Raw genomic sequence first — 22,977 nt, 5'->3', positions numbered from 1 at the left:
GGAATAGATCATTCTCGATACCACTCACCGATCGGAATGGCGTGATCGCGTGCCATCGGAAAAATCGGATTTTCCTCAGCCGGTTGGATTTCTGGTGATGCCGACCAAACCGGCATTAGCTGGCGTTCTGAAATTAGCCGGGGCCGGTCGCGACCGGCGGTCCATGAGGCAGACCCCATTCGGCCCACGAGCCGTCGTAGACAGCAGTGCCGCGCACACCTAGCCGATGAAGCGCCAAGGTCAGGACCACTGCGGACACGCCCGAGCCACAAGTCGTGACAATCGGTTTTGTCAGTTCGATGCCCGAATGCGTGAACGCCGTTCGCAGATCTTCGAGCGGCTTCATCGTGCCGGTTTCGGCGTCGAACAGTTCGACGTAGGGCACGTTGCGGCTGCCAGGAATGTGACCGGAGCGCCTCCCGGGTCGCGGCTCGGCTACGATCCCTTCGAAGCGAGCACGCGGGCGGGCGTCAATCAATTGCTCCGCTTGTGTTTCCAGATTGCGAAGCAATTGTTGCTTGTTGCGGATAAAGCGCGAGTCGAACTCCGCCTTGAAGCATCCAAGGTCCGGCATGACCTTGCCAGAATGGACCGGATGTCCTTCGCGGAGCCACTTCCGCAGGCCCCCATCCAACACCTTTACCTTGCCGTGGCCGAACGACAGGAACATCCACCAGGCACGGGGCGCCGCGACCCAGGCGCCGGAATCATAGGTGATCACGGTATCGCCAGAGGATATGCCGAGCGCGGAAATGTCTTTCTCGAACTGCGCGGCATCTGGATACATATGCGGCAATTGATCATTTTGGTCGGCAATGGCGTCGATATCGAAAAACACCGCGCCTGGAATATGCGCGCCGAGAAAATCGTCCGCCGGCAGGGGCAGCATTCCGGGCATCTTGTAGGACGCATCAATGATCCGGATCGCAGGATCGTCGAGGCGCGCTGCGAGCCAATCGGTAGAAACGAGCGGATCGTCGCCGGCTGATTTCATGGTGCAAGACCCCTGTGGTGTATCCCGCGATACGACGATCGCAGGGACGGGAAAGACGAGCAACTAGGCTCGACCGCTTCGAATCTCATATAAGTTAGCGTCTAGATCAACGAAAGAGTTGTTTTCCGCAAACGTATGATCCTGTTTCGAAAGTGTGTACTAAAACGTACGCACCTGGTACTCGAAGAACACAGGTAGGAAGTTGTGCTGTGTTTCGTCCGCTTGCGTACAATGCTTCGTCCCTCGTCCCCGACTTAATCTGCCAATATGGCAGCGCGACGACGTTCTACGTCGCGCGCCTCGCACACGTTCGCTCCTCTGCTCGGAACGGGGTGTCCGACGTTCTTCTCCGCCAAACGTTCGTTTGCACAACAACACTGGGAGAGTTTAGACACCCATCTCTTGTTAAAGCTCCAAAGCCTCCGGCATGCCCGCCGGAGGCTTTTCGATTTCACAAATCGCCCGGTTGTACGACCTTGTCGCGTAAATCCCCTGAGATCAGAGGTCGTGGACGCTCGAGACCTGTTCCGACGTGAGATCTTGCTGACACGTGGGAAACATTTATTGACTATGACTCTGGCGATATCAGAAAACTCAAAAGATCGGATCACATCGGAAGACAAAGGATCCGCGGTATTCGAATCGTTGACTGCGCATCACGGCCTTCCGGCCGGTCCGTTTATTGTCCTTACTTTCGGGCTGATGGAGCAGACAGAAAAGTGAACGGCAGCCTGCGTTTATCAGAAGCTGCGCGTCCTTGGAGAAAGTAGCCTTGGAATCTTATTGACGAGGGGTTCTGCCAAATTCATCTGCAGCAAGAGCCATTCATTCTATGCCGTCGTTTGAATACTGCGCCGGCGCCCCGGGCTACGACGGTCACCGATATCCCAGCTCCTACGGCTCGTGCCTACCACGGCACGTTTTTCAGCTTTCGAACCAGGAAATCGGAAAACACCCTGATTTTGGGCGCGAGGTGTCTGCTGCTGCTGTAGGCGACATAGACACCTGCTTCGGGCACGCTGGTCCACTCCGGCAGAAGAAGAACGAGATCGCCTCTCTCGATACTATGATTGCAGAGATAGCTGGCAACCAGTCCGATCCCCCGCCCGCGCAGAACCGTTTCGTAGATCGCCTCGGAACTGTCCGATCTAAATTCACCAGAGATTTTGATCTCGTCGATCCGGCTATCTCGCTTGAAACGCCAGACACTCCCGGATGCGGAATAACGACTGAATCTTAGACAACGGTGCGACACAAGGTCGGCGGGCTCATGAGGAACGCCCTGTCGCTCAAGATAGGCCGGCGACGCAACGACGAGCCTGCGGTTCGCGGCAATTTTGCGCGCGACCAGATTCGAATCCGGCAAGCTTCCGATCCGCACGACCGCATCATAAGATTCCTCGATTAGATCGACGAAACGATCCGTATAGTTGGCCTCCACTTTTACCTTCGGATAGGTGTCGAGAAATTCGCTGATGATTGCGGAAAGCTGAAGCCGGCCGAAAGCAATAGGAAAGCTTACGCGCAATTGGCCGTTCGGCTCCGAGTTGAGGGATGCAATCATTGCATCCGCGTTGGCCAAATGGTTAACAATTTGTACGCATTGCGCGTGGTATAACCGTCCTGCCTCAGTCAACGCGACGCGACGCGTGGTCCTCTCGAACAGCCGGAGACCGAGCGCATCTTCTAATCGCGATACCTTTCGACTAATCGTCGATGGAGAAGTGCCAATAACGTTGGCGGCAGCAATGAAACTGAGATGTTCCGCTACCGACACGAATGATGTTATCAAATTCAGACGATCGACATCAATTGATGATGCGACATCCGGTCCCCCGCTATTCCGCATTGTCCACCTCTGCTCTTGCTAGGGGTTCGTCTCCTCCCCATCAACGGATTCGCGATGCAACGCAATTTGCAAGCCCATAGTTGCTGATCAGGCACAGTGTGACGCTGATCAGCGTTGCATTGATTGGGGGAGGGAAGCAGCCGCGTAGTCCGGCGAACTCGTCCGTCCATCGGCAGTCGCAATTCGTCTGTAGCAACAGCATGCTCTCTGCTCTAACCGGTGACGATCGAGTATCTGCAAAACCCCTCGCATTTTCCCGACCAGTCCTTGCTCTTCGAAAAGGTTCAATGTTTGAGTGACGCCAGCTCGCCGGAACCCCAGGATTGTTGAAAGATGATCATGCGTTACGGGAAGGACATCGTCGTCAAGTGCATCGCACGCTAGACAAAGCCAGCAGGCCAAACGTTGATCGAGTTGATGTCGTACCCCGCAAAGCGCCCGTTGCGAGCCGTGAACCATAAGTGATTGAACGTACTGCAAAAGAGTTTCCCGAATCTGAGGTCGCTCGATCATCAAGCGCTTCAAATCGTCAGAACGAATTCGTAACGCGTGTCCCGAGACGAGTACGATTGACCTATGGGCGGATGTTCTTGCGCCGAGGACGGCGGACGCTGGAGCGAAGCCGCGTGAACTAACCATCGCTGTTTCGAGGATGCTTCCGGTGGCAACTGTCATCAGCGAGATAATTCCCGTTTCGACAAAATTTATGTACTCGATACCTCTGTTGGGCTCTTGCAACACGGCACGTCGTTTCAAGGTCACGGGCTGCAGAAGGGGGCGAATGTAATTGAAGTCGAGCGGTGAGAAGCTTCTCAAGGCGCAATTCTTAACGGACATGCGTTGGCGCCACTGCCGAAGCATGGGGGCCCCCGGTTTAGTCAAGCCATGCGAGCAATCCTCATGCGATAGGCCGCCATCTGGCGTCCCGCGGGGTTGGACTTCACACGCCGGCTGGATTGTGGTCATAGACGTGAAAGCCCTCCTGCGGTCCTGTTCATCGAAAGTCTGAAATTGGGTAGGACCGGGTTCGCCTTTCCATCGCGGCGGACCGAAGTGCTTGACCTCGAGAAGGCATCGGCATAACTGCGGCAAGCAATCTGCCGTCGTTCACCATGCTCGCGACAGCAATTGCTTTTGCGCTGTTTGGGCGGGCGAGACCTTGTTCCGTCAGTTTCACCACGGGTTCCCTCTCAAGTATTCGGTTTATTACCAGTATGACCCGTCTGCGCAGGGCGTTGCTGTATCGTACGATACACTTCAATCCTTGAGAGTCCGATCCGTCGTCACTGACCTGCCAGCACGCTGGCGTCGGCATGCGACGAGATCCGCCGTCGCCGTGAAAGATGTTCTCTTCTGTCGATCGACGAACGTGAGTAGAAGACGTCATGCAATTTGCTAACCTGACAGATTACGCGCCGCGCGGAAGCCTTGTTGTGCTGATACCTCCCATCATTTCTCTTTATTTGCCCGGGCTGCGGAAGCCGAGGAGATTGCATGCGGCAATTGGCTTCAATCAAGTGGCCTTGCCAGTCAGTCTGTAATGAGGCCGGGCGTCATATGAATTTATCAGCCGTTAGCGCGGATTACGTGATTGATCTCTACGATCGTTACATGCGCGACCCGAAATCAGTCGATGGAAGTTGGAAGCCATACTTCGATGAAATGTGGGGAAAAGCCTCACTGGTAGGTGGAGGCTCGAACTTTGTAACGGAAGTCGCTGCTGCGCGTCTAATTGACGCCTATCGCCAGCGCGGGCACCTCGCGGCAAAGCTCGATCCCTTGGAACTGTGGAAGCAACCACGACCTCCGGAGCTCGATCCAGGCTACCACGGGATATCTGGGGAGGCCCTTGACGATGAGATCAGTGCTTCTCTTGCTTATGACGTATCACCGCCGACACTGCGTAACCTGCACGCGCGTCTGAATGGCATATACGCAGGTAGCATCGGTTTCGACTGTGCCCACGTTGACAATACGGCCGCGCGAAATTGGATCTATGCAGTGGCGGAGGGAAGTATTGAAACAATCGACAACAGCATGCGCGGCCGAGCCGCTGAAGACATCATCCGCGCGCATGAGTTCGAGCGTTTTTTCAACCTCCGTTTCGTCGGCAAGAAGCGGTTTGGTGCGGATGGCGCCGAAGCGTTGATCCCTTGGTTCGAAGCGGTCTTGGCTCGGTGCGCCGAGAACGGACTCCGCGATATTGTGATAGGCGGCACTGCGCGCGGTCGAATGAACGTTTTAGCTAACGTATTGAAGAAGCCGCTGACGGCCCTTCTGCACGATTTTAAGGGAGGGCGGCCCTTTCCAGAAGATGTCAAGGCCTCTGGAGACGTCCCTTATCACTTCGGCCACGAGACGGAGCGATACTTCGGCGACGCAAATGTGAAGTTGCTCTATTGCCACAACCCGTCGCACCTGGAAGCCATCAATGGTGTTGCCCTGGGAAGGGTACGAGCGCGACAGGACCGGTTTGCCAGCCGGGAGGAGGGCATACGTCGTGTCGCTGGACTATTGGTACACACCGACGCCGCGTTCGCCGGACAGGGTGTAGTCTGCGAAGTGCTTCAACTCAGCCAGATTCCAGCTTACGAAACCGGCGGTACTATTCATGTCGTTATCAACAATCAAGTAGGGTTCACTACGGATCCGAAATGCGGAAGGACGTCGATCTATTGTACTGACGTTGCGCGTACGATTGGTGCTCCTGTTTTGCATGTAAACGCCGACGACGTCGACGCGGTAATTCGGGCAGCGCAAATTGCAGCTGATTACCGCTTCCGGTTTCATGCGGATATAGTTGTGGACTTAGTGTGCTACCGTCGCTTCGGCCACAATGAACTCGACGAACCGACGTTCACGCAACCACTCATGTATCGCAAGATCGCGACTCATCTCCCGGTGCGCGACCAATACTTGGCGCGGGTCGTCGCAGAGGGCGTTATGTCGCAGGAAAGGGCGGAAGAAGTTGCCGCCGGCTATTTCGCCGAGCTTGACTCTGCTTATGCTGCGCTGGACGGCTATCGGAAAAATCATGTCCAGTCGGTCGATCGGGAATCCCAGTCGAATTCGTCTGCCACACGACAAGTGACCTCCGATCGCGATATCCAGACTGGAGTGTCGCTGGATCGGTTGCGAACAATCGGAGAGTCGCTGTCGGTGCCACCGGCCGGAATGTCTGCCAGCGAGAAAATCGTCAAGCAACTGAAAGAGCGTGGTGACGCGATCCGCTCCGAAAAAGGTATTGCCTGGGCATTCGGCGAGGCACTGGCCCTCGCTTCGCTGGCGTCCGACGGATTTGACGTGCGATTTAGTGGTCAAGACTCGCCTCGTGGTGCATTCTCCCAACGCCATTTTGTTCTGATTGACAACGAAACCGGATTCCCCTTCGAGCCCTTCAATCTAATTCAAGAGGAGCAAGGCCGTTGCCAAATAGTCGGAAGCCCGCTTTCGGAATACTCGGTCCTGGGCTTTGAATACGGTTACTCGATGGACGTGGACCGCTGCCTCGTAGTGTGGGAGGCGCAGTTCGGTGATTTTGCAAATGTTGCCCAGGTGATCTTCGACCAGTTCATCGCAAGCGGCGAAGACAAATGGCTTGATAGGTCGGGCCTGACCGTGATGCTGCCACACGGCCTTGAAGGACAGGGTCCCGATCATTCGTCGGGTCGAATCGAGCGCTTCCTGCAGATGTGCGCTAGTGAAAACATGACAGTAGCCAATTGCTCCACGCCGGCAAACCTGTTCCATCTTCTGCGGCGGCAGGCAAGCAAACTCGACCGTTCCCCGCTGATCGTATTCACGACCAAATCACTGCTGCGAAATCGGTTCGCCGTTTCGAGACTCGGCGATTTTGATCACGGCACGTCATTTCAGGAGGTGATCGGCACCCCCGCGGACCCAGCACACAATATCCGACGCGTCATTCTCTGCAGCGGAAAGATATATTACGATTTGGAAGCCAGATTGGCAGCCACGCGGAGCGTGGATGTCGCTCTTGTCCGGATCGAGCAGCTTTATCCATTTCCAGAGAATGCTTTGCAGCACGAACTGAGCCGTTTTCCGGATGCTTCCGTAATCTGGTGCCAAGAAGAGCCCGAGAACATGGGGGCGTGGTCCTACATTGACCGCAAAATCGAGGCGATCTTGCGAAGGATAGGCAACCCATGCAAGTGGCCCCACTGTGTTAGCCGGCCCCCAAATGCCTCAACGGCAATAGGGACGAACGATGAGCACATCGCCGACCAGGCAAAATTGACGGATATGGCCATCGGACTTGATGAAGCGCGAGACGGATACGTTTTGGAGCGATTAGCCAACTCTGGGAGAGAGAAACGGCATTAAAGGGAAGACATGAGTAGAGACTCAGAATGTCGAACCGTGCCGCTCGCGATGCTGCGATCCTGCTACCGGTCTACCAGCCGGTTACCTGCTTTCTGCCTTGTGCCATGCTCGAGGTAGCCGAAGATATGGAGTTCGTTAGGATGTGGGTGTCGGATCAAAGGATGGCGTGAGGAAAGTGTCCAAGCTGGAAACATCGGTTTTCGAGTTGGTGGCCAGCGTCGGTGTAATGGTCTAAAGCGGAAGATCCATAGAATGGTCGCAACTTCTGGGACAGGATTACGCCGACAGCGCGTGAGCGCCATGGACTTGCGTCAAATTGAATATTTTGTCGCGCTGTACGACGAACGCAGCATAACGAAGGCAGCTCGCCGACTGAACGTTGTTCAGCCGGCTGTCAGCATGCAGATTAGCCGGATCGAGCGGAGCTTCAAAACGAAGCTGTTCCACCGCACGTCCCGTGGCGTCCTTCCGACCGACACAGGACGGACATTCTACGGTCTTTGCCAAAAGATCTTGAATGAGGTCTACGAAGCGCAGCGGTACTTGCGCGACGCAAGCGGAAATGTGGCAGGGCATTTGACGATCGGAGTCATGCCATCGGTCGCAAACAGCGTCCTACCAGCCGTTCTGGTGGGCTACAAATCGAGCTATCCGGATGTCACGCTCAGGATAGTTGAGGCATACAGTGGGAGTCTCCTCGATCAACTGCATGCCGGCAATCTGGATCTGGCCATCGTCAATAATTCCGGGCCGCTCAGCGATACTGCCATCTTTCCCCTTTTTCGCGACTACCTGATCTTCGCCACGCGCTATCAGGCCGGCAAGCGGTTCGCGCATACGATCGAGTCGCACAGGTTATCGGAGTTCCGGCTGGTTCTTCCATCACAGCGGCAAGGCATGCGTGGACTGATAGATTCGATCTTGGCAGCTAAGGGTATTGCGCTTCAACCCGAGATCGAACTTGACTCGCTTGGTCCGACAATCGAGCTGGTCGCCAAAAGCGATTGGGGAACGATACTTCCTATCATCGCCGTGAAGCAGGCCCTGGATCGAAAGCTCCTCCGTGCGCAGCGCATAATCGATCCTGCCATTCCGCGTGAGGTGATTGCTGTATCACCTTTAACACGCACTCCGACCCTCGCTGCGGAACTCTTCTTGAAAAGTCTGAAGGCGATGTCGCTTCTCTGCTTGAGCGAACTGCCTGATCCCTTCCTCCAGGCAGATCAGTTTAGGTCATGACACAGCATAGCATTGTTGCCTCACCGCCACCGCCGCTCGCACGTACGCCGAAAATTCAAGCCCTACCCGGGACGACAGATACGCATTTTCACATCTTCGGTCCTACCGCGAAATATCCGCTTAGTCCGGCGCGAATGTACGATCCAGCGTTGTCTCCAATAAGCGAATATCGCGCTATGGCTGATACTATTGGGATCGAGCGCATGGTTGTCGTACAGGCGAGCGTCTATGGCACGGACAATAGCTGCCTCTTGGATTCGATCGCCAGACTTGGTCTCAAAAGAACGCGCGGCGTTGCAGTGGTAGACCAGAGCATCACCATGGATGAGCTAAATAGAATGGACCGCGCCGGCGTGCGTGGTATCCGCTTTAACGCCATTACCGGGCGGACGCCCATCGAATGGTTGCCGAGATTGGCCAAGATGATCGAGCCGCTCGGTTGGCACATTCAGCTCTGGATCAACAGTGGCCGGCTGTTGGAGATCGGAAGCATACTGAATGATTTGTCGTTGCGAATCGTACTCGATCACATGGGACATTTTCCGATGCAGGATGGAGTGGAGGGGAGTGAATTTAAGAACATTCTTCGGTTGCTCGAAAACGACCGGTTTTGGATCAAGCTCGTTGGCTACCGGCTGTCGAAGTTGGCACCCAATTTTGCTGACCTTTCGGCGCCGGCCAAAGCTCTGATTGCGGCGGCGCCGGAGCGATGCATTTGGGGAACCGATTGGCCTCACATCTTTCTCGAAGACAAGCCGATGCCGAATACCACGGACCTGTTTGAGCTTGCCAACTCGTGGATGTCTAAGACAGACGTCCAACGAATATTCGTCGATAATCCGGCACGGCTTTACAGTTTCGAGTAGTCCGATTTGAACGAGTTTCCGGACGAGGCATGATGGGGACGCGAGTGTTCTAAGTCGCCAAACATCGCTGGTACACCATCTTGTAATGGTCGGCGACCGATACCTTCGCCTTCACTGGAGGAAGCGTCGCATTGCGAGAAATGATCCAGTTGGCGGAGGGTGAATCGTCGTCCGCCAACGCGCTACACCACGATCTGTCGCGATATCAGGTTATCTGATGAAAAGTCTCACTTTCGGAAAATATCCCGGGGGCGGTTCTCGCTACAGTTGGATAGATCTGATGTGTGCAGCGTCGAAGGACCAGCGTTTGATAACGGATTGAAAAGGGGAAATGAAACAAGCTGCGTCTTAAAGGCGAGCATTGGTCAAATGTTCGCGGTGTTCGATAGCCACAACCAGAAGCCGAGATTAAGCATGCCGGAATCCGCGCCACAATTCGTCTGGGACCACCTTCACATCTTCACGTCAGATGCGGAGGAAACTGCTCGCTGGTTTGCCGGCGTTCTCGGAGCGGAAATAGTGAGATCGCCTGTGCGGATAGAGGTGAGGTTTGGGGCCCTCAGAATTTTCGTGGATGAGTCGTTAGAAGGTAACGTGACCAATCCTCCAGCGGTCCCGTCGCGTCGCGGGTTGGATCATTTTGGCTTATTGGTGAAAGATATAGATTTCGTCGCCTCCCAGTTGAAAGCGAAAGGTGTCAAATTCACAAAAGAGCCGCAAACAGCCCGACCCGGCGTTCGCATGTGTTTCATCGAGGGTCCGCAAGGCATTTCCATCGAACTAATCGAGCGCGATACGAAGTACAAATTATGAAGCGCCCCGTTTCTTCGCCGGTTAACCAATGGTTCGAGAAGTCCAGGGGTGTTGACGCAAACCACCGTGCGCTTCTCTTGCGGGAGTCGCTCAAACGCCGCTTGAGCCTTGCCTGTGGCCTCGCAGGGTGTGTTCGCTAATAGAGCTCTCGAGAGATAGTCCCGGCGAAATTTCCGAAGAAGTCGAAGCGTGTCTGCCGGAATCTTGAAGTCTCGGGACGGGCTTATGAACTGCACGCGTACGGGCGGGCAATTCAATGGGCATGTTTCGGTCGAGCGTTCGGAGTCGGCTTATCACGACGTAGATCGCCGCTCCAAAGATGCACGAGAACGTACAAATATGATGCTCCAAAAGCACACGTTAGCCAGCCGAACTGATTCTCGGTGCGCTAGTGTACAGTGTCTCCTCCCTGCTCCCGCGTGAAATGGACCAGTGTCGCGAAAGCGATTGAGGGATTCCCGCCTTCGCCGCTCTTGTTGGTTCAAATTCGATCTGTCGATGTTCGAATTGCTGAACTGTCCAAGGGTGAGTTTTTGGGGGCGAGAGAATGTTTATTCCGAGTCTGCAACCGTTGGACCGGGCCTCTCGCGATAGCGCAAACTCGGAGGTTGAAATGAATATGATTAAGAGCCTTGTCCTCAGCTCGGGGGCGATACTTACGGGGGTAGTCGGAGCAAGTGCAGCTGATCTTCCGGTCAAGGCCAAAGCAGTCGAGTACGTGAGGGTCTGCTCGCTGTATGGTGCCGGCTTCTACTATATGCCCGGCACCGACACTTGCATCAAGTTGGGTGGATATCTACGCATCGATAACAACTTCAACGGCAGTACGCTCGGCCAACCTGCTTACAATGGCGATTTGGGCCAAGGCAATCGCTATCGCGATTACTACGTCGGCCGTTCTCGCATGGCGTTGACGGTTGATACCCGTACCGCGACAGAATACGGCGTGGTTCGTACCTTTGGTCAGGGCGACTTCCAATTCGACATGTTCGGTGGTCCGACAACGAACCCAGCAGTTCTCGCCGCCCCGGGAACTTCAGCTGCCCAGCTTTATACGGTAGGTGGCGGCTATGTCGGTGTTGAAATGGTGTTCATCCAGTTCGCCGGCTTCACCTTCGGAAAGTCTGCCTCGGCCTATGCGACGCCTTGGCACGGTTATCCGGGCAATAACTCGTCGTTTCTGATGGGGGGCCATGACACCGTCACCGGCGTGAACAATATTCAGTACACGGCTCAGTTTGACAAAGGCGTGTCTGCCACCATCGGTCTCGACGACCCCACCGTGTTCAACCGCACGGCGCTCTGGAATCTCAGTCTCGGCGTCGGTTCTACTGGTGCAGGCACGAACGCCTACGGCGGCACGCATGTCCCCGATATTGTCGGTAACATTCGCATCGATCAGGCCTGGGGCATGTTCCAGATTTCAGCCGCGGCGCATCTCGTGAATGGCTCCTACAACACGCTGGGTGCCGGTGGTGTCCCGACCGTCTTGTCTGAAATCAGTGGTCATCCCGACGACAAATGGGGCGGCTCGGTGATGGCTGCCCTGCAGATCAAAAACCTACCAACTGGTGCCGGCGATGACATCAAGATCGACGCGAGCTACGCAAAAGGTGACACGAAGAATATTATCTCTACGAGCGGAGGTTCGCCAAGTTTTGCGATGTTCGGCGGTAGTGGTTTTGGCTACCGCAGTGTTGGCTTCGGTAATACTAGCGACGGGGTCTACCTTCCTGGTGCGTTTGGTACGGGTGGAATCGTCCTGACCAATGCTTGGGGTATTCGCGGCGCTTTCAACCACAACTGGGATCCATACTGGTCGAGCGGATTCTGGGCAGGCTACTCCTCTGTCCGTTATGATGGTGGCACCAACGATAACATCCGTGGCCTGGGAACGACCACCGCTAAGGGAGCATACTGTGCGGCCTTCGCGGCAACTTTCGCGGGGCAGGCCGCCGCTGGAAACTCTGTTGGTAGCTACACCTGTAACCCTGACTACAGTATCACGCAGGTCGGTGTGGTAACCCGTTGGACGCCCGTCAAGGGCCTAGCGTTCTCCGCTGAAGTGGGCACGTTCTTCCTTGGCCAGAAGATGTCGGGCAGCTCGATGTTCACTGCGACTGCTCCAAGACCGACGGCTCTGTATGAGTTTAAGAATCAGAGCACGACGTACTTAAACGTTCGCGTTCATCGCGACTTCTGAGGTCTGAGCGTAGCAAGATCAAATCTGGACATAGTGATGGTAAAATCCGCGGAGGTCGATTGTGAACGGATCGTTCCGACTAAATGAAGACGGCCCGTCCTTACAATCGCTTCCGCGGCTTTCGTTGAGCCGCGCCCGCCAAACCCGACCTGGAAGTCTTCTCGATCACGGCCGAACCACGAAAAAACTGGTGCGCACAAACGACAAACGCGCAGTGTAACAACTGCGCGTGGCCCGACGTTCGGGTGCATGGACCAGAGGCGGTAAGAACAGAATGGCGTCGATTTCACTGCCGTAGGCTCAATTCATTAGTCAGCCAAGGCCACCTGAAGTCTCATAAAATCGATTCACCGGACCGGTTTCATCGATCGGCGTGCGCTTGCTTGGGCCAGAACAACTCACCATTGAGTGAAATGGAGGAAGACCGGTGAAACCGGCACGTTAACCAAGCCGGCCGACTGGCTTCTGCAGACGCTCGGCCGGATTCAACGGCTATCGGTATGAAATCTAAACATCGGGCGCAGATGAGAGCGCGGCCCCAATGTAGCTCCGAGGGACGAAGTTGCTATTCATCTCTGATGGACGCGCGGCTTCTCCTTACTGTTCCAATCACCGATGCGTGGCCCAGGATAGCGTAGCCGCGACGAAGAGGAGACAAAAAATGACTGAAGTTCGCGTTCCGACGCTCGGCGAATCCGTGACCGAGGCTACGATCGGCCGCTGGTTCAAGAGGGCGGGAGACGCCGTTGCCAAGGATGAACCACTCGTAGAACTCGAAACCGACAAGATCACCATCGAAGTCCCCGCACCCTCGGCCGGCACGCTCGGCCTGATCTTTGCGAAAGATGGCGAAACCGTAGGGGTTGGAACGCTCTTGGGACAGATCACTGATAACCCAGTCGGAGCCAACGCCAAGGCAGCCAAAGCGCCGGCCAAGGCTGCAGCTTCCCCGCCTCCTTCACAGACTTATGCCATGCATTCTCAGCTTGGATCGACCGATGCGCCGCCGAGATCCGGTGAAAGCAGTTACGTTCCCGAAACAGGGGCCGGTTCCGCTAAAAACAGCCGCAATAGCAGAAGTGATTTGCAGATGGAGATTGGGAACGCGCCCCGGTTGTCAACGTCCGTTAATCCGCCCGTGGCCACGATGCAGGTGCGCACGCCGTCACCGCCTCAGGATGCCGCACGCGAAGAGCGCGTTAAGTTGACGCGGCTACGCCAGACTATCGCGCGTCGGCTAAAGGAAGTACAGAACACTGCCGCGATGCTAACGACCTTCAACGAGGCCGACATGAGCTATATCATGGCAGTCCGGACACAGCACAAGGATGCGTTTGAGAAGAAGCACGGGAGTAAGCTCGGTTTCATGGGCTTCTTTACCAAGGCCTGCGTGCAGGCGCTGAAGGACATTCCGGCTGTCAATACCGAGGTCGACGGGACCCATATCATCTACAAGAATTACTATCACATCGGCGTCGCCGTCGGCACGGACAGGGGCTTGGTAGTACCTGTGGTGCGTGACTGCGACCAAAAGTCGATCGGCGAAATTGAAAAGGCCATCGCTGACGTTGGCAAACGCGCCCGAAACGGCCAGCTCAGAATCGAAGAAATGCAGGGCGGCTCCTTTACTATCACCAACGGAGGTGTTTATGGCTCGCTTACATCAACGCCGATCCTCAATGCGCCGCAATCCGGCATTCTAGGTATGCACAACGTTCAGCATCGTGCGGTCGCGATTGGAGGCAACGTCGAGATCCGCCCGATGATGTATCTGGCGCTGACCTACGATCACCGAGTTATTGACGGCAAGGAAGCAGTGACGTTCCTGACGCGCGTTAAGCAAAGCCTAGAGGATCCGACTCGGCTGGTTCTGGACCTCTGATCAACTCCGGCTTTTTGCGCTGGTTGCCGGCGCGGAAATCTGTATCAAAGCAATGCGTAGCGCTTCATCCGGCATAGGTAGGGGTATGGATCGCAATGGACCCCGTCGCGGCGCCCACGCAAATGGAAGGCCTTTCGTCACGGCGCCTTGACCCGCTTTAGCTGGAAGGACACCGAAACTCGATCTGCGGGATAACGTGTGTCTGTTATCTCGAGGATACGGCCCCCGGCACTTTTGTATTGACGAACCAGGCGAAGTCCCGCCGACCCTGGCTCGACGCGCAGCACATTGGCAAGCGGCGCTTCGATCAGCATCCCGCTCACCACCTGCCGGATCTCGGCAATCGCAATCCCGAACTCGCGCTCGATGAGTGAGCTGATTAGCACATCGGGATGGTTGCGAATGTCGTCCGTAATGCGCGCAAATGGGGCATCAATGTAGATGTCGGCCCAAGCGACGGGTGCCCGGTTCCTGCGCACATCAACCCGAGTGGCTGACACCAAGATCCATTGACTGCCAACCGGCGCTTCCAGACGTCTGGCGGTGCTGCGATCGAGTGTTATTGGACGAACATCTTCGATCGAACGGACTTCGGTGGCCGCGACTCTCACCAGGTCTTCAACGGTACTGAACGACTGCGTATAGGATGCATTGGGATGGACGTTCTCGACGATCGTGCCGACAGACTTCCTGCGCGAGACATAGCCGAGGTCTTGCAGCAGCCTAAGCGCCGCTCGCACGGTGTGGCGGCTTACTCCGTGGTAATCCGCCAGCTCATGCTCGGTCGGCAATAGGCTACCCACCACATAGCGGCCGGCCGCGATCTCCTTCACCAATGCGTTGGCGAGCTCGGCGTAGCGAGTGCCGGAAGCCTGCGGGCTACGATCAATCGATACAGCAGTCATAGGCAATCCTGCCAGACGCTGACGTTACAGATACAGCCTGCACTGCGCATACGGTGAACATCTGGTTAGCCTGCAAAGAACCGCCGTTCAGCCTCGTCTGGTAGCGCCATTCCGGTAACTCTTGCCTTTTCAAGCACGGCCCAGAAGTAACGGTAAGTTGCACGGTCGTGCAGTTCTCCCTTGTACTGTATCGGACCCCAGTTTGCGTCTTGGGCCGCGAGCAAAATCGTCGCTGCGTCGGTCACCTCGCCAAAATCCGGGCGCATGGCGTCGACGATCGGCTGGATCTGCGCCGGATAGATGCTCCACATGCGCAAGAAGCCGAATTCCCGACGCGCGCGGCGAGCGTCGGAGGCGACCACCGCAGGGTCCTTGAGACTCAGACAAACGTTATGGGCCGGCACGATGCCGTTTGCAAGCGCGGCGGCGACCACTTCGGCCTTCGCGCGCGCAAGCAACACGTGCTCGAATTGGCCAGGGCTGCGCATTGCGACCGCCGGAATCGCGCCGTGATGGCCGCTGACGAAATCCATCAATCCGAAATCGAGCACTTCGATGTGCGGCAAAGCGGCAATCGCGAATACATCGCGTAAAGCGCCGTGCGTTTCGATCAAGACATGCACCGGGACCTTGCGGGCTATGCCCGCTTTGCGCTCCGTCTCGCCGATGTAAGCGATCACTTCCGCCACCTGGCCGGCGTTCGTCGCCTTGGGTATCGTGATATAGGCCAGACGGTTGCCGGCATGGCCGACGATGATGTCGACGTCCTCCCGCCACGCTGGATGCGCCGGATCATGAATGCGCGCTCCAGCTTTGCCGGCCTTGTTTTGATCGGAGTTTATCATGCGCGCAACCATAACCGCGTGTTCGCGCTCCTGCCCCGACGCAGCACCATCCTCGCAGTCACAGGTGATATCGAAAACTGAACCATACTCAACCTGCAGGTCCATGGCCTTGCCGATTAGTTTCTCGCTGCCTGCAAAGTGTTCGCATGCAGCGAGCGCGGGAAACACTCTTTCGCCGGCGAAAAGGGCATCCTTCGGGTGGACTAGCATGTTCATCGGTTTCTCCAGTGACTAGGATTTCTTCGGGATGACGATCGTGTAGTCGAGATCCAGTACGACATTCGAAGGGTAGTCTTGCCTGGCCTGCCCAGGATGGGGAAAGACGATCGACGACGCAGAGGAGTCCTTGATACCGATCATGCGCAGGCGCAGCGCGCCGACATTCGAAACGCCTAGGATAATCTTGTCCAGCACCATCGTCGCACACGCGATCGTGTCGCCGGTGAAGGTCGGATTGACGTGAGTGCCGCCGTTGATCGCGACGATTGAAAGGCCGTTTTCGAGCCCGTCATAGGAAAGCGCCTTGCACAGCGAAATGATGTGACCGCCAAAGACCAGCCGCTGTCCTCCGGCGGCGGCCATTGCAAAGCCGTCGAAATGCGCCCTCGCGGTGTTCTGATAGAGCCGTGTTGCGATGCTGTGATCGCTGTCGTTGATGGTCATCGCGCCCGGATGATCGATGCGTTCGCCGATCGCGTAGTCATCCCAAAGATCGGCCGTGCCCGTCATTGTGACGATCTCCCGCACATCCATCGCGTACTTCCTGCGCGGCAGTCGCCCGGGCGACACAACTGCATTCATCGCCGGAACGACCGGCTCGGCGCTGGCTGCGCCGTGGTCGCGTTTGTGCACCATGACCCATCGAATCCAACTCAATACCTCGAGCCCATGCTGATTCGCTGCCGTGGAACGAACGTAGACCACGCCGCTCTTGCGATTCGAATTTTCCTTTAGGCCGATGATCTCCGACTCCACCACAAGCGTGTCGCCTGGATAAACGTCGGCGAGAAAACGAACGTCCGCATAGCCAAGATTCGCAACCGCATTCAGTGAAATGTCCGGGACTGTCTTGCCGAACGCGGTATTGAAGACCAGCAGATCCTCCAGCGGTCGGCGCTCGAAGCCGAGTTGCTGCGCGTTTGTCTCGGCGGTGCCGAGCACCGCCCGGCTGCCAGTAAGGCCAATATAAAGGCTGCGGTCGCCTTCGGTCAGCGTGCGAGGCGTCGCATGCTGAATCTTCATGCCGCAGCGAAAGTCTTCGAAGTGGTTTCCCGCCCTGCCTTTTTTCATCCCTACCCCCAAAATCGCATCTTCCAAATCAAGTTATATGTACGTACACAATTCTTGGCAAGATTGGTGCTTCTAGCAACCAACGAACGATCACAAAGTTAGAATTATTACGTAAAGTCAGTATGATATGAAAATAGAAAGGAAGTCTACCTTGTTACCTTGTTACGAGTTTCGAAATATTATATTGATATGTACGATCATAACAATTCGTCGAGGGAAGAGTGCAAAAGCTGACCGAAGAACGGCGCTTGATCCAGGAAACGGCGCGCCGGTTCACGATGGAGCGCGTGTTGCCCGTCGCCAACAGGCTGGACCCTGAAAAAGGCAGCATCCCCCGGGGGCTGATCGATGAAATGGCGGCGCTGGGCTATTTCGGCCTCCTGATCCCTGAGGAATACGGGGGGCTTGGTCTCGGCGCCTACGAGTATTGCCTGGTGGCGGAGGAGCTGTCGCGCGGCTGGATGAGCGTAGGCAGTCTGATCGCGCGCGGCAATGGCCTGATCGGCGCGTTGAAGGCATTGCCGCCAGAGAAGAAGGCCGAGTACCTGCCGCGCATGGCGCGCGGCGAGTTCCTCGGCGCCTTCTCGCTATCGGAGTCAAACGCCGGTTCGGACATCTCTAATATCTCGTGCCGGGCAGTGCGCGTCGGTGACGAATGGGAAATCACCGGCAACAAATACTGGTGTACCTTCGCGGACGAAGCTGACTTCATTCTCGTGATCGCGCGCACCGGTCGCGAGATCGACGCCAAGGCTCGCCACCGCGGCTTGAGCGCGTTCATGATCGAGAAGCCACGCGGCCGGTTGCCCGATGGCGTTAAGGGCAACGTGATTCCCAAGATCGGCTACCACGGCTGGACCACTTGGGAACTTGCCTTCGACGGTTGCCGCGTTCCCGCTGCAAAGATGGTGGGCGAAGAAGGGAAGGCTTTCTATCTCGCCACCGCCGGGCTCGAAACTGCACGTGCCCATACGGCAGCGCGTTCGATTGGCCTCGCGCGAGGTAGCCTGGATGATTCGATTCAATATGCGCGCGAGCGCGCGCAGTTCGGCTCCCCCATCGGAAACTTCCAGGCGATCCGCTTCAAGCTCGCTGACATGGCCACGCAGATCGAAGCTGCGCGCGCGTTGCTCTATTCGGTCTGCGAAAAGATCGACGAAGGCCACCGCTGCGACACCGAGGCAGCGATGGTGAAGCTGTTCGCAAGCGAGATGTCGGAACGCGTAACAAGCGAGGGTCTGCAAATCCACGGTGGCGCGGGCTACACAACTCATTTCGCAGCCGAGCGCTACTGGCGAGATGCGCGCCTCACCAAGATATTTGAGGGAACGTCAGAAATCCAGAGGCGAATAATCTCCGACGCTCTCCTCGGAAAGGTTTCGGCGTAGTTGGAATATGGATTGTGGCGCTTGATTTCGCTGTCTCAGGTCCACGAAGACCTAATCATGCCATTCCCGAGCTTCCGACGGGGACGCTGGGCCAAGGAAGAGTATTCCTGGGTAACCAGTGAGCTCTCCGGGAACACCACAGGGGCGGTCGAGACCAAATCCTGGAATACGCGGGTCGCCGTCCCTCAGCGGGCGGCCCTCGTGCGAGTATCTACTCTTCGCTCGCCGGGACCAGCACCCGCCGCATATACCAGGGCTCGACTGCGATGCTGACTAGGTTCTCGTTTCCGTCGAAGACCTCGGCAAACTCCTCCAGCGTGCTCCTAAAGCGAAACTCCTGGACGCTATTGACCGCCATGGGGAGACTTCTGACAACGTCCGCTCCCTTGTCCGTGTGATAGATCCGTCTGAAGGCCGGATCGGGCCCGCCTCGCATCGTCATGTGAGATGTGCTTTGGACCGGCATCCCTGCCCGGTAGTGCAGATACATTGTGAGCCCGTGACCCGCCTCGTCGTGGATGCGCCAGCTCTCGATTCCCAAGCCGTCGCCAGCCTCGCCGGAAGCGATCCGTTGCTCCATGTGAACCGTGGCTGGCTTGGAGTTTCGATAGGGGCCTGGAATGCTGCGAGCGCTGGCGGCGAGGGAGCGCACCACCCACAAGCCGACTTCCCCGCCATCGGCATGCTTGCCCTGGACGAGCACGACGATGCCGCGGTCCTGCTCGCCAAGCTCTGCCTTCCCGACACCGTCGTGATAGACGGTATGGAGGCGGTTTCGAAACACGACCAGGAGATTGGCTCCCTCGGAAGGGCCAGGAGGCATGGATGCTGCGATCCACGAACGGGGCAAGAATTTCCGAACTTTGCTGGGAGCGACCGAGAAAGCGATTTGAACGCGCCGTTCGAAATCGCTTTCAACGTGGCGGAGGGCGATAGAAGTCGATACGTCGACTGCTTGCATGGGGAAACCTCTAACCAAGGGCCAAGAGTGCTGCACCAAGGGTAACTCCGGCCAGTATTCAAGATACGTCATATTCGCCACCTTTCCGGACACGCGATGGCGATCAAGCGCCGCCCAGATGATTACGGCGCGTTCGGTATGAAGGCGGGTCGTAATTCGGATCTGCCTGGTGCTCCCCGGGGGCTTTCAGGTCATGAGCGTTTGATGACCACCTCACTCGAACAAGACCCGCCCCGCATGTCCGTTCCTAGTTCGTTGCGTCCGATTTTGGATGGTTTTTGTCCTCACGACTTGGGTTGGCCAAGTTAAAGCTGACTGATCTTGAATTAAGGCGGCGGCTCGCAAACGAGCGCGTCAGTCGCAATGCTGCCCGCAATTGCTCGTATCCGTCCGAAAAAGTGCGATATTTGTCCTCACCATGCGATGAGCCTTGTGCATAATCGCCGGCATCGAGTGCAACGAAGCCGAAAATGCCGCCGCCAGAGGCTATCAGACGCGTACCTCTGCCCTGCAACCCAACGCATCCGCGAGCGCTGCAATGAGCGACCTGCTTGAACTCGCTGCCAAAGTTGAGAAGTTCGTTCGGCTTGGCTCACTCCGGCCTTACGGTAAGTCCATGGCCGCTTCAGGCGAACCCATCGGCGTCTGCCGCCCAAGTCGCTTGTCGTTTAATCGGAGAGCAACATGACCGCGGACATCCATCAAACTGCTCCGACTCAATTCGTCGAAGCTAACGGCATCAGATTCGCATACCGTCGCTTCGGGAAGAGCGGCGGCGTGCCGCTCGTTTTCAATCAGCACTTTACGGGCACCATGGATCATTGGGATCCCGCCGTTACTGATGGTCTCGCGAAGCAGCGCGAAGTCATTCTGTTCAATAATGCCGGAGTATCCAGCAGTTCGGGGGAAGTGCCAACTTCCATCGACGGCATGGCCGCGAATGCCGTCACCTTTCTTAAAGCGCTCGGTCTGTCGGCCGTGGATGCACTCGGTTTCTCGATCGGAGGCTTTGTCGCCCAGGAGATCGCGGGTCAGGCGCCGAACCTTGTTCGCAAGTTGATTCTTGTCGGCACCGGCCCACGTGGGGGCGAAGGTATGGCGACGTTAACGCCTGAAGCACAGCAGATTTTCCGCGCAACCTACGATGAACCTGATCACCTCTGGCTGGCCGTCCACTTTACCAAGTCGGAAGCAAGCCAGGCGGCGGGTCGCGAATTCCTGAAGCGGTTCCGTCTACGTGAGGAGAACAGGGATCCCGAGGTCAACAAGGAGGTGGCGCCTGCGCAACTGGAAGCGTTGAGCAAGTGGGGTATTCGCTTCAACAGGTCATACGACTACCTCAAGACGATCCATCAGCCCGCGCTGGTCGTGAACGGTAGCAGGGACGTGATCGTCTATCCGATCAATTCTTTCATCCTGCAGCAGCATCTACCGAATGCGCAGCTCATTCTCTATCCCGACGCCAATCATGGTTCGCAATATCAGTATCCCGAGCTCTTTGTCCGACATGTCTCGACGTTCCTGTGCGGCGAAGGCCTGACGGTCGAACGTCGTTCGGCCTGAGATATCCGAGCTCGGCGACGAACTGCTCAAGAGACCGCCGAGAGGCATGCGGGCTTCGTCCGGTGCAGCTGGCGAAAGACCTGGTCGAGTGCCACTGCTTCCTGATCGACGAGGCACAGATGGACCGGTACGCCAAGCCGTGCAACACCGTCCTGGTCGACGGAAAACGGGGACTGAGACGCATCTCTCGAATGCCATCGAACACCAATCGATCTGACGTTGACCAAAAACACGATGTCTGGCTGTGGACCCCATGGGATGAAACCAAGACGCTGCGGCCGTTTCCGGGCGGCTCACGCGTAGTCCTGTCTTCCCCGGCCAAGGCTTTTTTTGGCGGGGGCTTGGCAACGCGTCTCCAACGCAACGAGTCAGGCGGTTCGCGAGTTGCTTTCCCGCGTGATCTGCCCCGTCGAGGCATGTCCCAAAACGTGGACAAAACGTCGTTTAGCATACAGCTTCGATGACCTAGTTTCCACACCGCGCACCTACACACCGTGCCGAGGTTCTTTGGAGTCGGCGAGAGCACCTGACAAGATGTTTGAGTTCGATGACAGTATCGAACAGATGGTCAAGCTGCTCGGAGCGGCTAGGTCCGAAATGGTTGGGCAACTGGCTGCTTCGATGACCATCACGCGAGACGCCGGACTGCGGGGGCGGTTGCGTGAGATTGCCGCGGTCGATGTGGGTCAGGAGTTTTTGGTCGGTCAGCTCAACGATCAGAGTTGGCTCAAGGTCGGACGAACCGGGTACTCCCTGGATCGCAAGAGGCAACCGGGATTGTTGACCATTAACTTAGACGAAGTTCTCAGCACGATGCCTGAATTCGAACATATGATGCAGGATTCGATGCAGCGAACGCATGCCATGAGGGACGCGTACAACATCCTAGAATCTCTCTTCCAACCGTCGCCCATTCAGTCGCGATCGAATTTCCTCGAAATACTCGAGTGGGCTCCCCTGTTGGAGCAGCTGGCCTATAAATCCGCGATGCAAGTTCTTCAGATCATGGATGTGCTTCGATCCGTTGTCCGGATCGAGTTGAGCGGAGGGGGTGGCAGCGCGAGCCTGCAACTCTACTGGCAGCTCATTCATGCACTGGGCCAACTTACTCTGGTCGCCTCAAGCGACGAGGCCCGTCCCTGGCTTTCGCATATGGCCAACAGCTTCGTATGGGAGAAGTGGACTCCAAGCTTCGTTCTTCTACGAGAGCGAACGTTTTGGCTCGCCGCGATCGCAGCGAGATCAGCGGCCGCGTTCGGTGAATCCGTGGTTGAGGGATATCTGAAAGGGTTGGCACGGGCCAAGCATCCTATGATGGTCTTCGATGCGCTCTTTGGATTGTCGGCGATAGCTTTGGGCAATCCGTCGTCGAAGGCCGCCATCTTGGCCGAGCTTCGCAAGCTGCGGGATGGTAATCTCGCACTTAACCGGGATCATAGCGTCTATCTTATCGGCTTGGAAAGCGCGGTTCGCGTCTTGTCCAGGTCCCAAGCCGGACAACGCGAATTTCGGGAGTTGCACTGGCGTGCGGACAGCGCCAAAGGCATGGCAACGCGCGCTGCCCTGATCGGCGATCCGACAGCGCGTTCCGCATCCGGCGAATACCTCGGATTCTCAATGTTACAATTCGTAACCGACACCCCCCACGACGAATATTTTCCGAAATATCCGGGTCACTTTGGCAAAGAAATCTCCCACGGGAAAATCGCGGTCGCCTTTCGCCGTGCATGGATCGCGGAGCCGGAGCCAACCGCTCGAGGGCTCCTAAACTAGCATGCTAGACAGCACAGCAGAAGTTTGCGCGGATCGTCACAAAAGTCATCCGCAATTCAAAT

Annotated in this window: 16 protein-coding genes; 9 read left to right on the top strand and 7 right to left on the bottom strand. The window is 56.6% G+C overall.

The genetic code is table 11. From position 1 onward, the window contains the following. Positions 1–133: 133 nt before the first annotated feature. The 3 genes from sseA to BLR13_RS42555 all read right to left on the bottom strand — a co-directional run bounded on the left by sseA (position 134) and on the right by BLR13_RS42555 (position 3,302). On the bottom strand, positions 134–994 hold the full coding sequence (sseA, locus tag BLR13_RS10385; protein ID WP_074824773.1) for a 3-mercaptopyruvate sulfurtransferase: 861 nt from the start codon (positions 992–994) through the stop codon (positions 134–136). A gap of 907 nt (positions 995–1,901) precedes the next feature. Then, positions 1,902–2,843: a LysR family transcriptional regulator gene (locus BLR13_RS10380; RefSeq protein ID WP_074824776.1), complete on the bottom strand. Its 942-nt coding sequence runs from the start codon at positions 2,841–2,843 to the stop codon at positions 1,902–1,904. 108 nt (positions 2,844–2,951) lie between these two features. Next, positions 2,952–3,302 carry a Crp/Fnr family transcriptional regulator gene (locus BLR13_RS42555; RefSeq protein WP_433994278.1) on the bottom strand — a complete coding sequence of 117 codons (351 nt, stop codon included), beginning with the start codon at positions 3,300–3,302 and terminating at the stop codon, positions 2,952–2,954. A 1,035-nt stretch (positions 3,303–4,337) separates the two neighbouring features. Here BLR13_RS42555 and BLR13_RS10370 point away from each other — a divergent pair. From BLR13_RS10370 to odhB, 6 genes are all read left to right on the top strand, one after another. After that, positions 4,338–7,187, top strand: coding sequence for a 2-oxoglutarate dehydrogenase E1 component (locus tag BLR13_RS10370; RefSeq protein WP_079586444.1), 2,850 nt, complete (start codon positions 4,338–4,340; stop codon positions 7,185–7,187). A 300-nt stretch (positions 7,188–7,487) separates the two neighbouring features. Continuing rightward, on the top strand, positions 7,488–8,426 hold the full coding sequence (locus BLR13_RS10365) for a LysR family transcriptional regulator (protein ID WP_074824781.1): 939 nt from the start codon (positions 7,488–7,490) through the stop codon (positions 8,424–8,426). Beyond that, positions 8,423–9,292 (top strand): amidohydrolase family protein, encoded by an 870-nt coding sequence (locus tag BLR13_RS10360; protein WP_074824784.1) that lies wholly within the window; start codon positions 8,423–8,425, stop codon positions 9,290–9,292. Before BLR13_RS10365 ends, BLR13_RS10360 begins: the two co-directional genes overlap by 4 nt. A 414-nt stretch (positions 9,293–9,706) precedes the next feature. Continuing rightward, entirely contained in the window at positions 9,707–10,105 is a 399-nt protein-coding gene (locus tag BLR13_RS10355; RefSeq protein WP_074831681.1) for a VOC family protein, read from the top strand. Positions 10,106–10,718: 613 nt separating this feature from the next. Next, the gene (locus tag BLR13_RS10350) at positions 10,719–12,308 is read left to right on the top strand and encodes a porin (protein WP_074824787.1); all 1,590 of its coding nucleotides are present in this window, start codon (positions 10,719–10,721) and stop codon (positions 12,306–12,308) included. A 661-nt stretch (positions 12,309–12,969) separates the two neighbouring features. Next, positions 12,970–14,190: a 2-oxoglutarate dehydrogenase complex dihydrolipoyllysine-residue succinyltransferase gene (gene odhB / locus BLR13_RS10345; RefSeq protein ID WP_074831682.1), complete on the top strand. Its 1,221-nt coding sequence runs from the start codon at positions 12,970–12,972 to the stop codon at positions 14,188–14,190. A gap of 137 nt (positions 14,191–14,327) precedes the next feature. Here odhB and BLR13_RS10340 read toward each other — a convergent pair whose 3' ends face one another. The 3 genes from BLR13_RS10340 to BLR13_RS10330 all read right to left on the bottom strand — a co-directional run bounded on the left by BLR13_RS10340 (position 14,328) and on the right by BLR13_RS10330 (position 17,230). Further along, positions 14,328–15,095 (bottom strand): GntR family transcriptional regulator, encoded by a 768-nt coding sequence (locus BLR13_RS10340; protein ID WP_074824790.1) that lies wholly within the window; start codon positions 15,093–15,095, stop codon positions 14,328–14,330. A 65-nt stretch (positions 15,096–15,160) separates the two neighbouring features. Next, positions 15,161–16,156, bottom strand: a complete 996-nt coding sequence (locus BLR13_RS10335) for an HpcH/HpaI aldolase/citrate lyase family protein (RefSeq protein ID WP_197679536.1) — start codon at positions 16,154–16,156, stop codon at positions 15,161–15,163. A gap of 15 nt (positions 16,157–16,171) precedes the next feature. Then, complete coding sequence (locus tag BLR13_RS10330; RefSeq protein WP_074824791.1) at positions 16,172–17,230, bottom strand: MaoC family dehydratase; 1,059 nt, start codon at positions 17,228–17,230, stop codon at positions 16,172–16,174. A 221-nt stretch (positions 17,231–17,451) separates the two neighbouring features. On the opposite strand from BLR13_RS10330, the gene BLR13_RS10325 reads away from it, so the two are divergent. Continuing rightward, on the top strand, positions 17,452–18,618 hold the full coding sequence (locus BLR13_RS10325) for an acyl-CoA dehydrogenase family protein (RefSeq protein WP_074824794.1): 1,167 nt from the start codon (positions 17,452–17,454) through the stop codon (positions 18,616–18,618). A gap of 211 nt (positions 18,619–18,829) precedes the next feature. On the opposite strand, the gene BLR13_RS10320 is transcribed toward BLR13_RS10325, so the two are convergent. Beyond that, positions 18,830–19,579, bottom strand: a complete 750-nt coding sequence (locus BLR13_RS10320; protein WP_143039763.1) for a hypothetical protein — start codon at positions 19,577–19,579, stop codon at positions 18,830–18,832. Between the two features lie 684 nt (positions 19,580–20,263). Here BLR13_RS10320 and BLR13_RS10315 point away from each other — a divergent pair. Next, positions 20,264–21,142, top strand: a complete 879-nt coding sequence (locus BLR13_RS10315; protein ID WP_074824800.1) for an alpha/beta fold hydrolase — start codon at positions 20,264–20,266, stop codon at positions 21,140–21,142. A gap of 534 nt (positions 21,143–21,676) precedes the next feature. After that, on the top strand, positions 21,677–22,915 hold the full coding sequence (locus BLR13_RS10310) for a hypothetical protein (protein ID WP_074824804.1): 1,239 nt from the start codon (positions 21,677–21,679) through the stop codon (positions 22,913–22,915). The last annotated feature ends 62 nt before the right edge of the window (positions 22,916–22,977 follow it).

It is taken from the genome of Bradyrhizobium ottawaense, from assembly GCF_900099825.1.
GTDB classification, from domain to species: domain Bacteria; phylum Pseudomonadota; class Alphaproteobacteria; order Rhizobiales; family Xanthobacteraceae; genus Bradyrhizobium; species Bradyrhizobium ottawaense_A.
The sequence above is the reverse complement of the archived record's forward strand: the minus strand, read 5'-3'. Positions and strand labels throughout refer to the sequence as shown.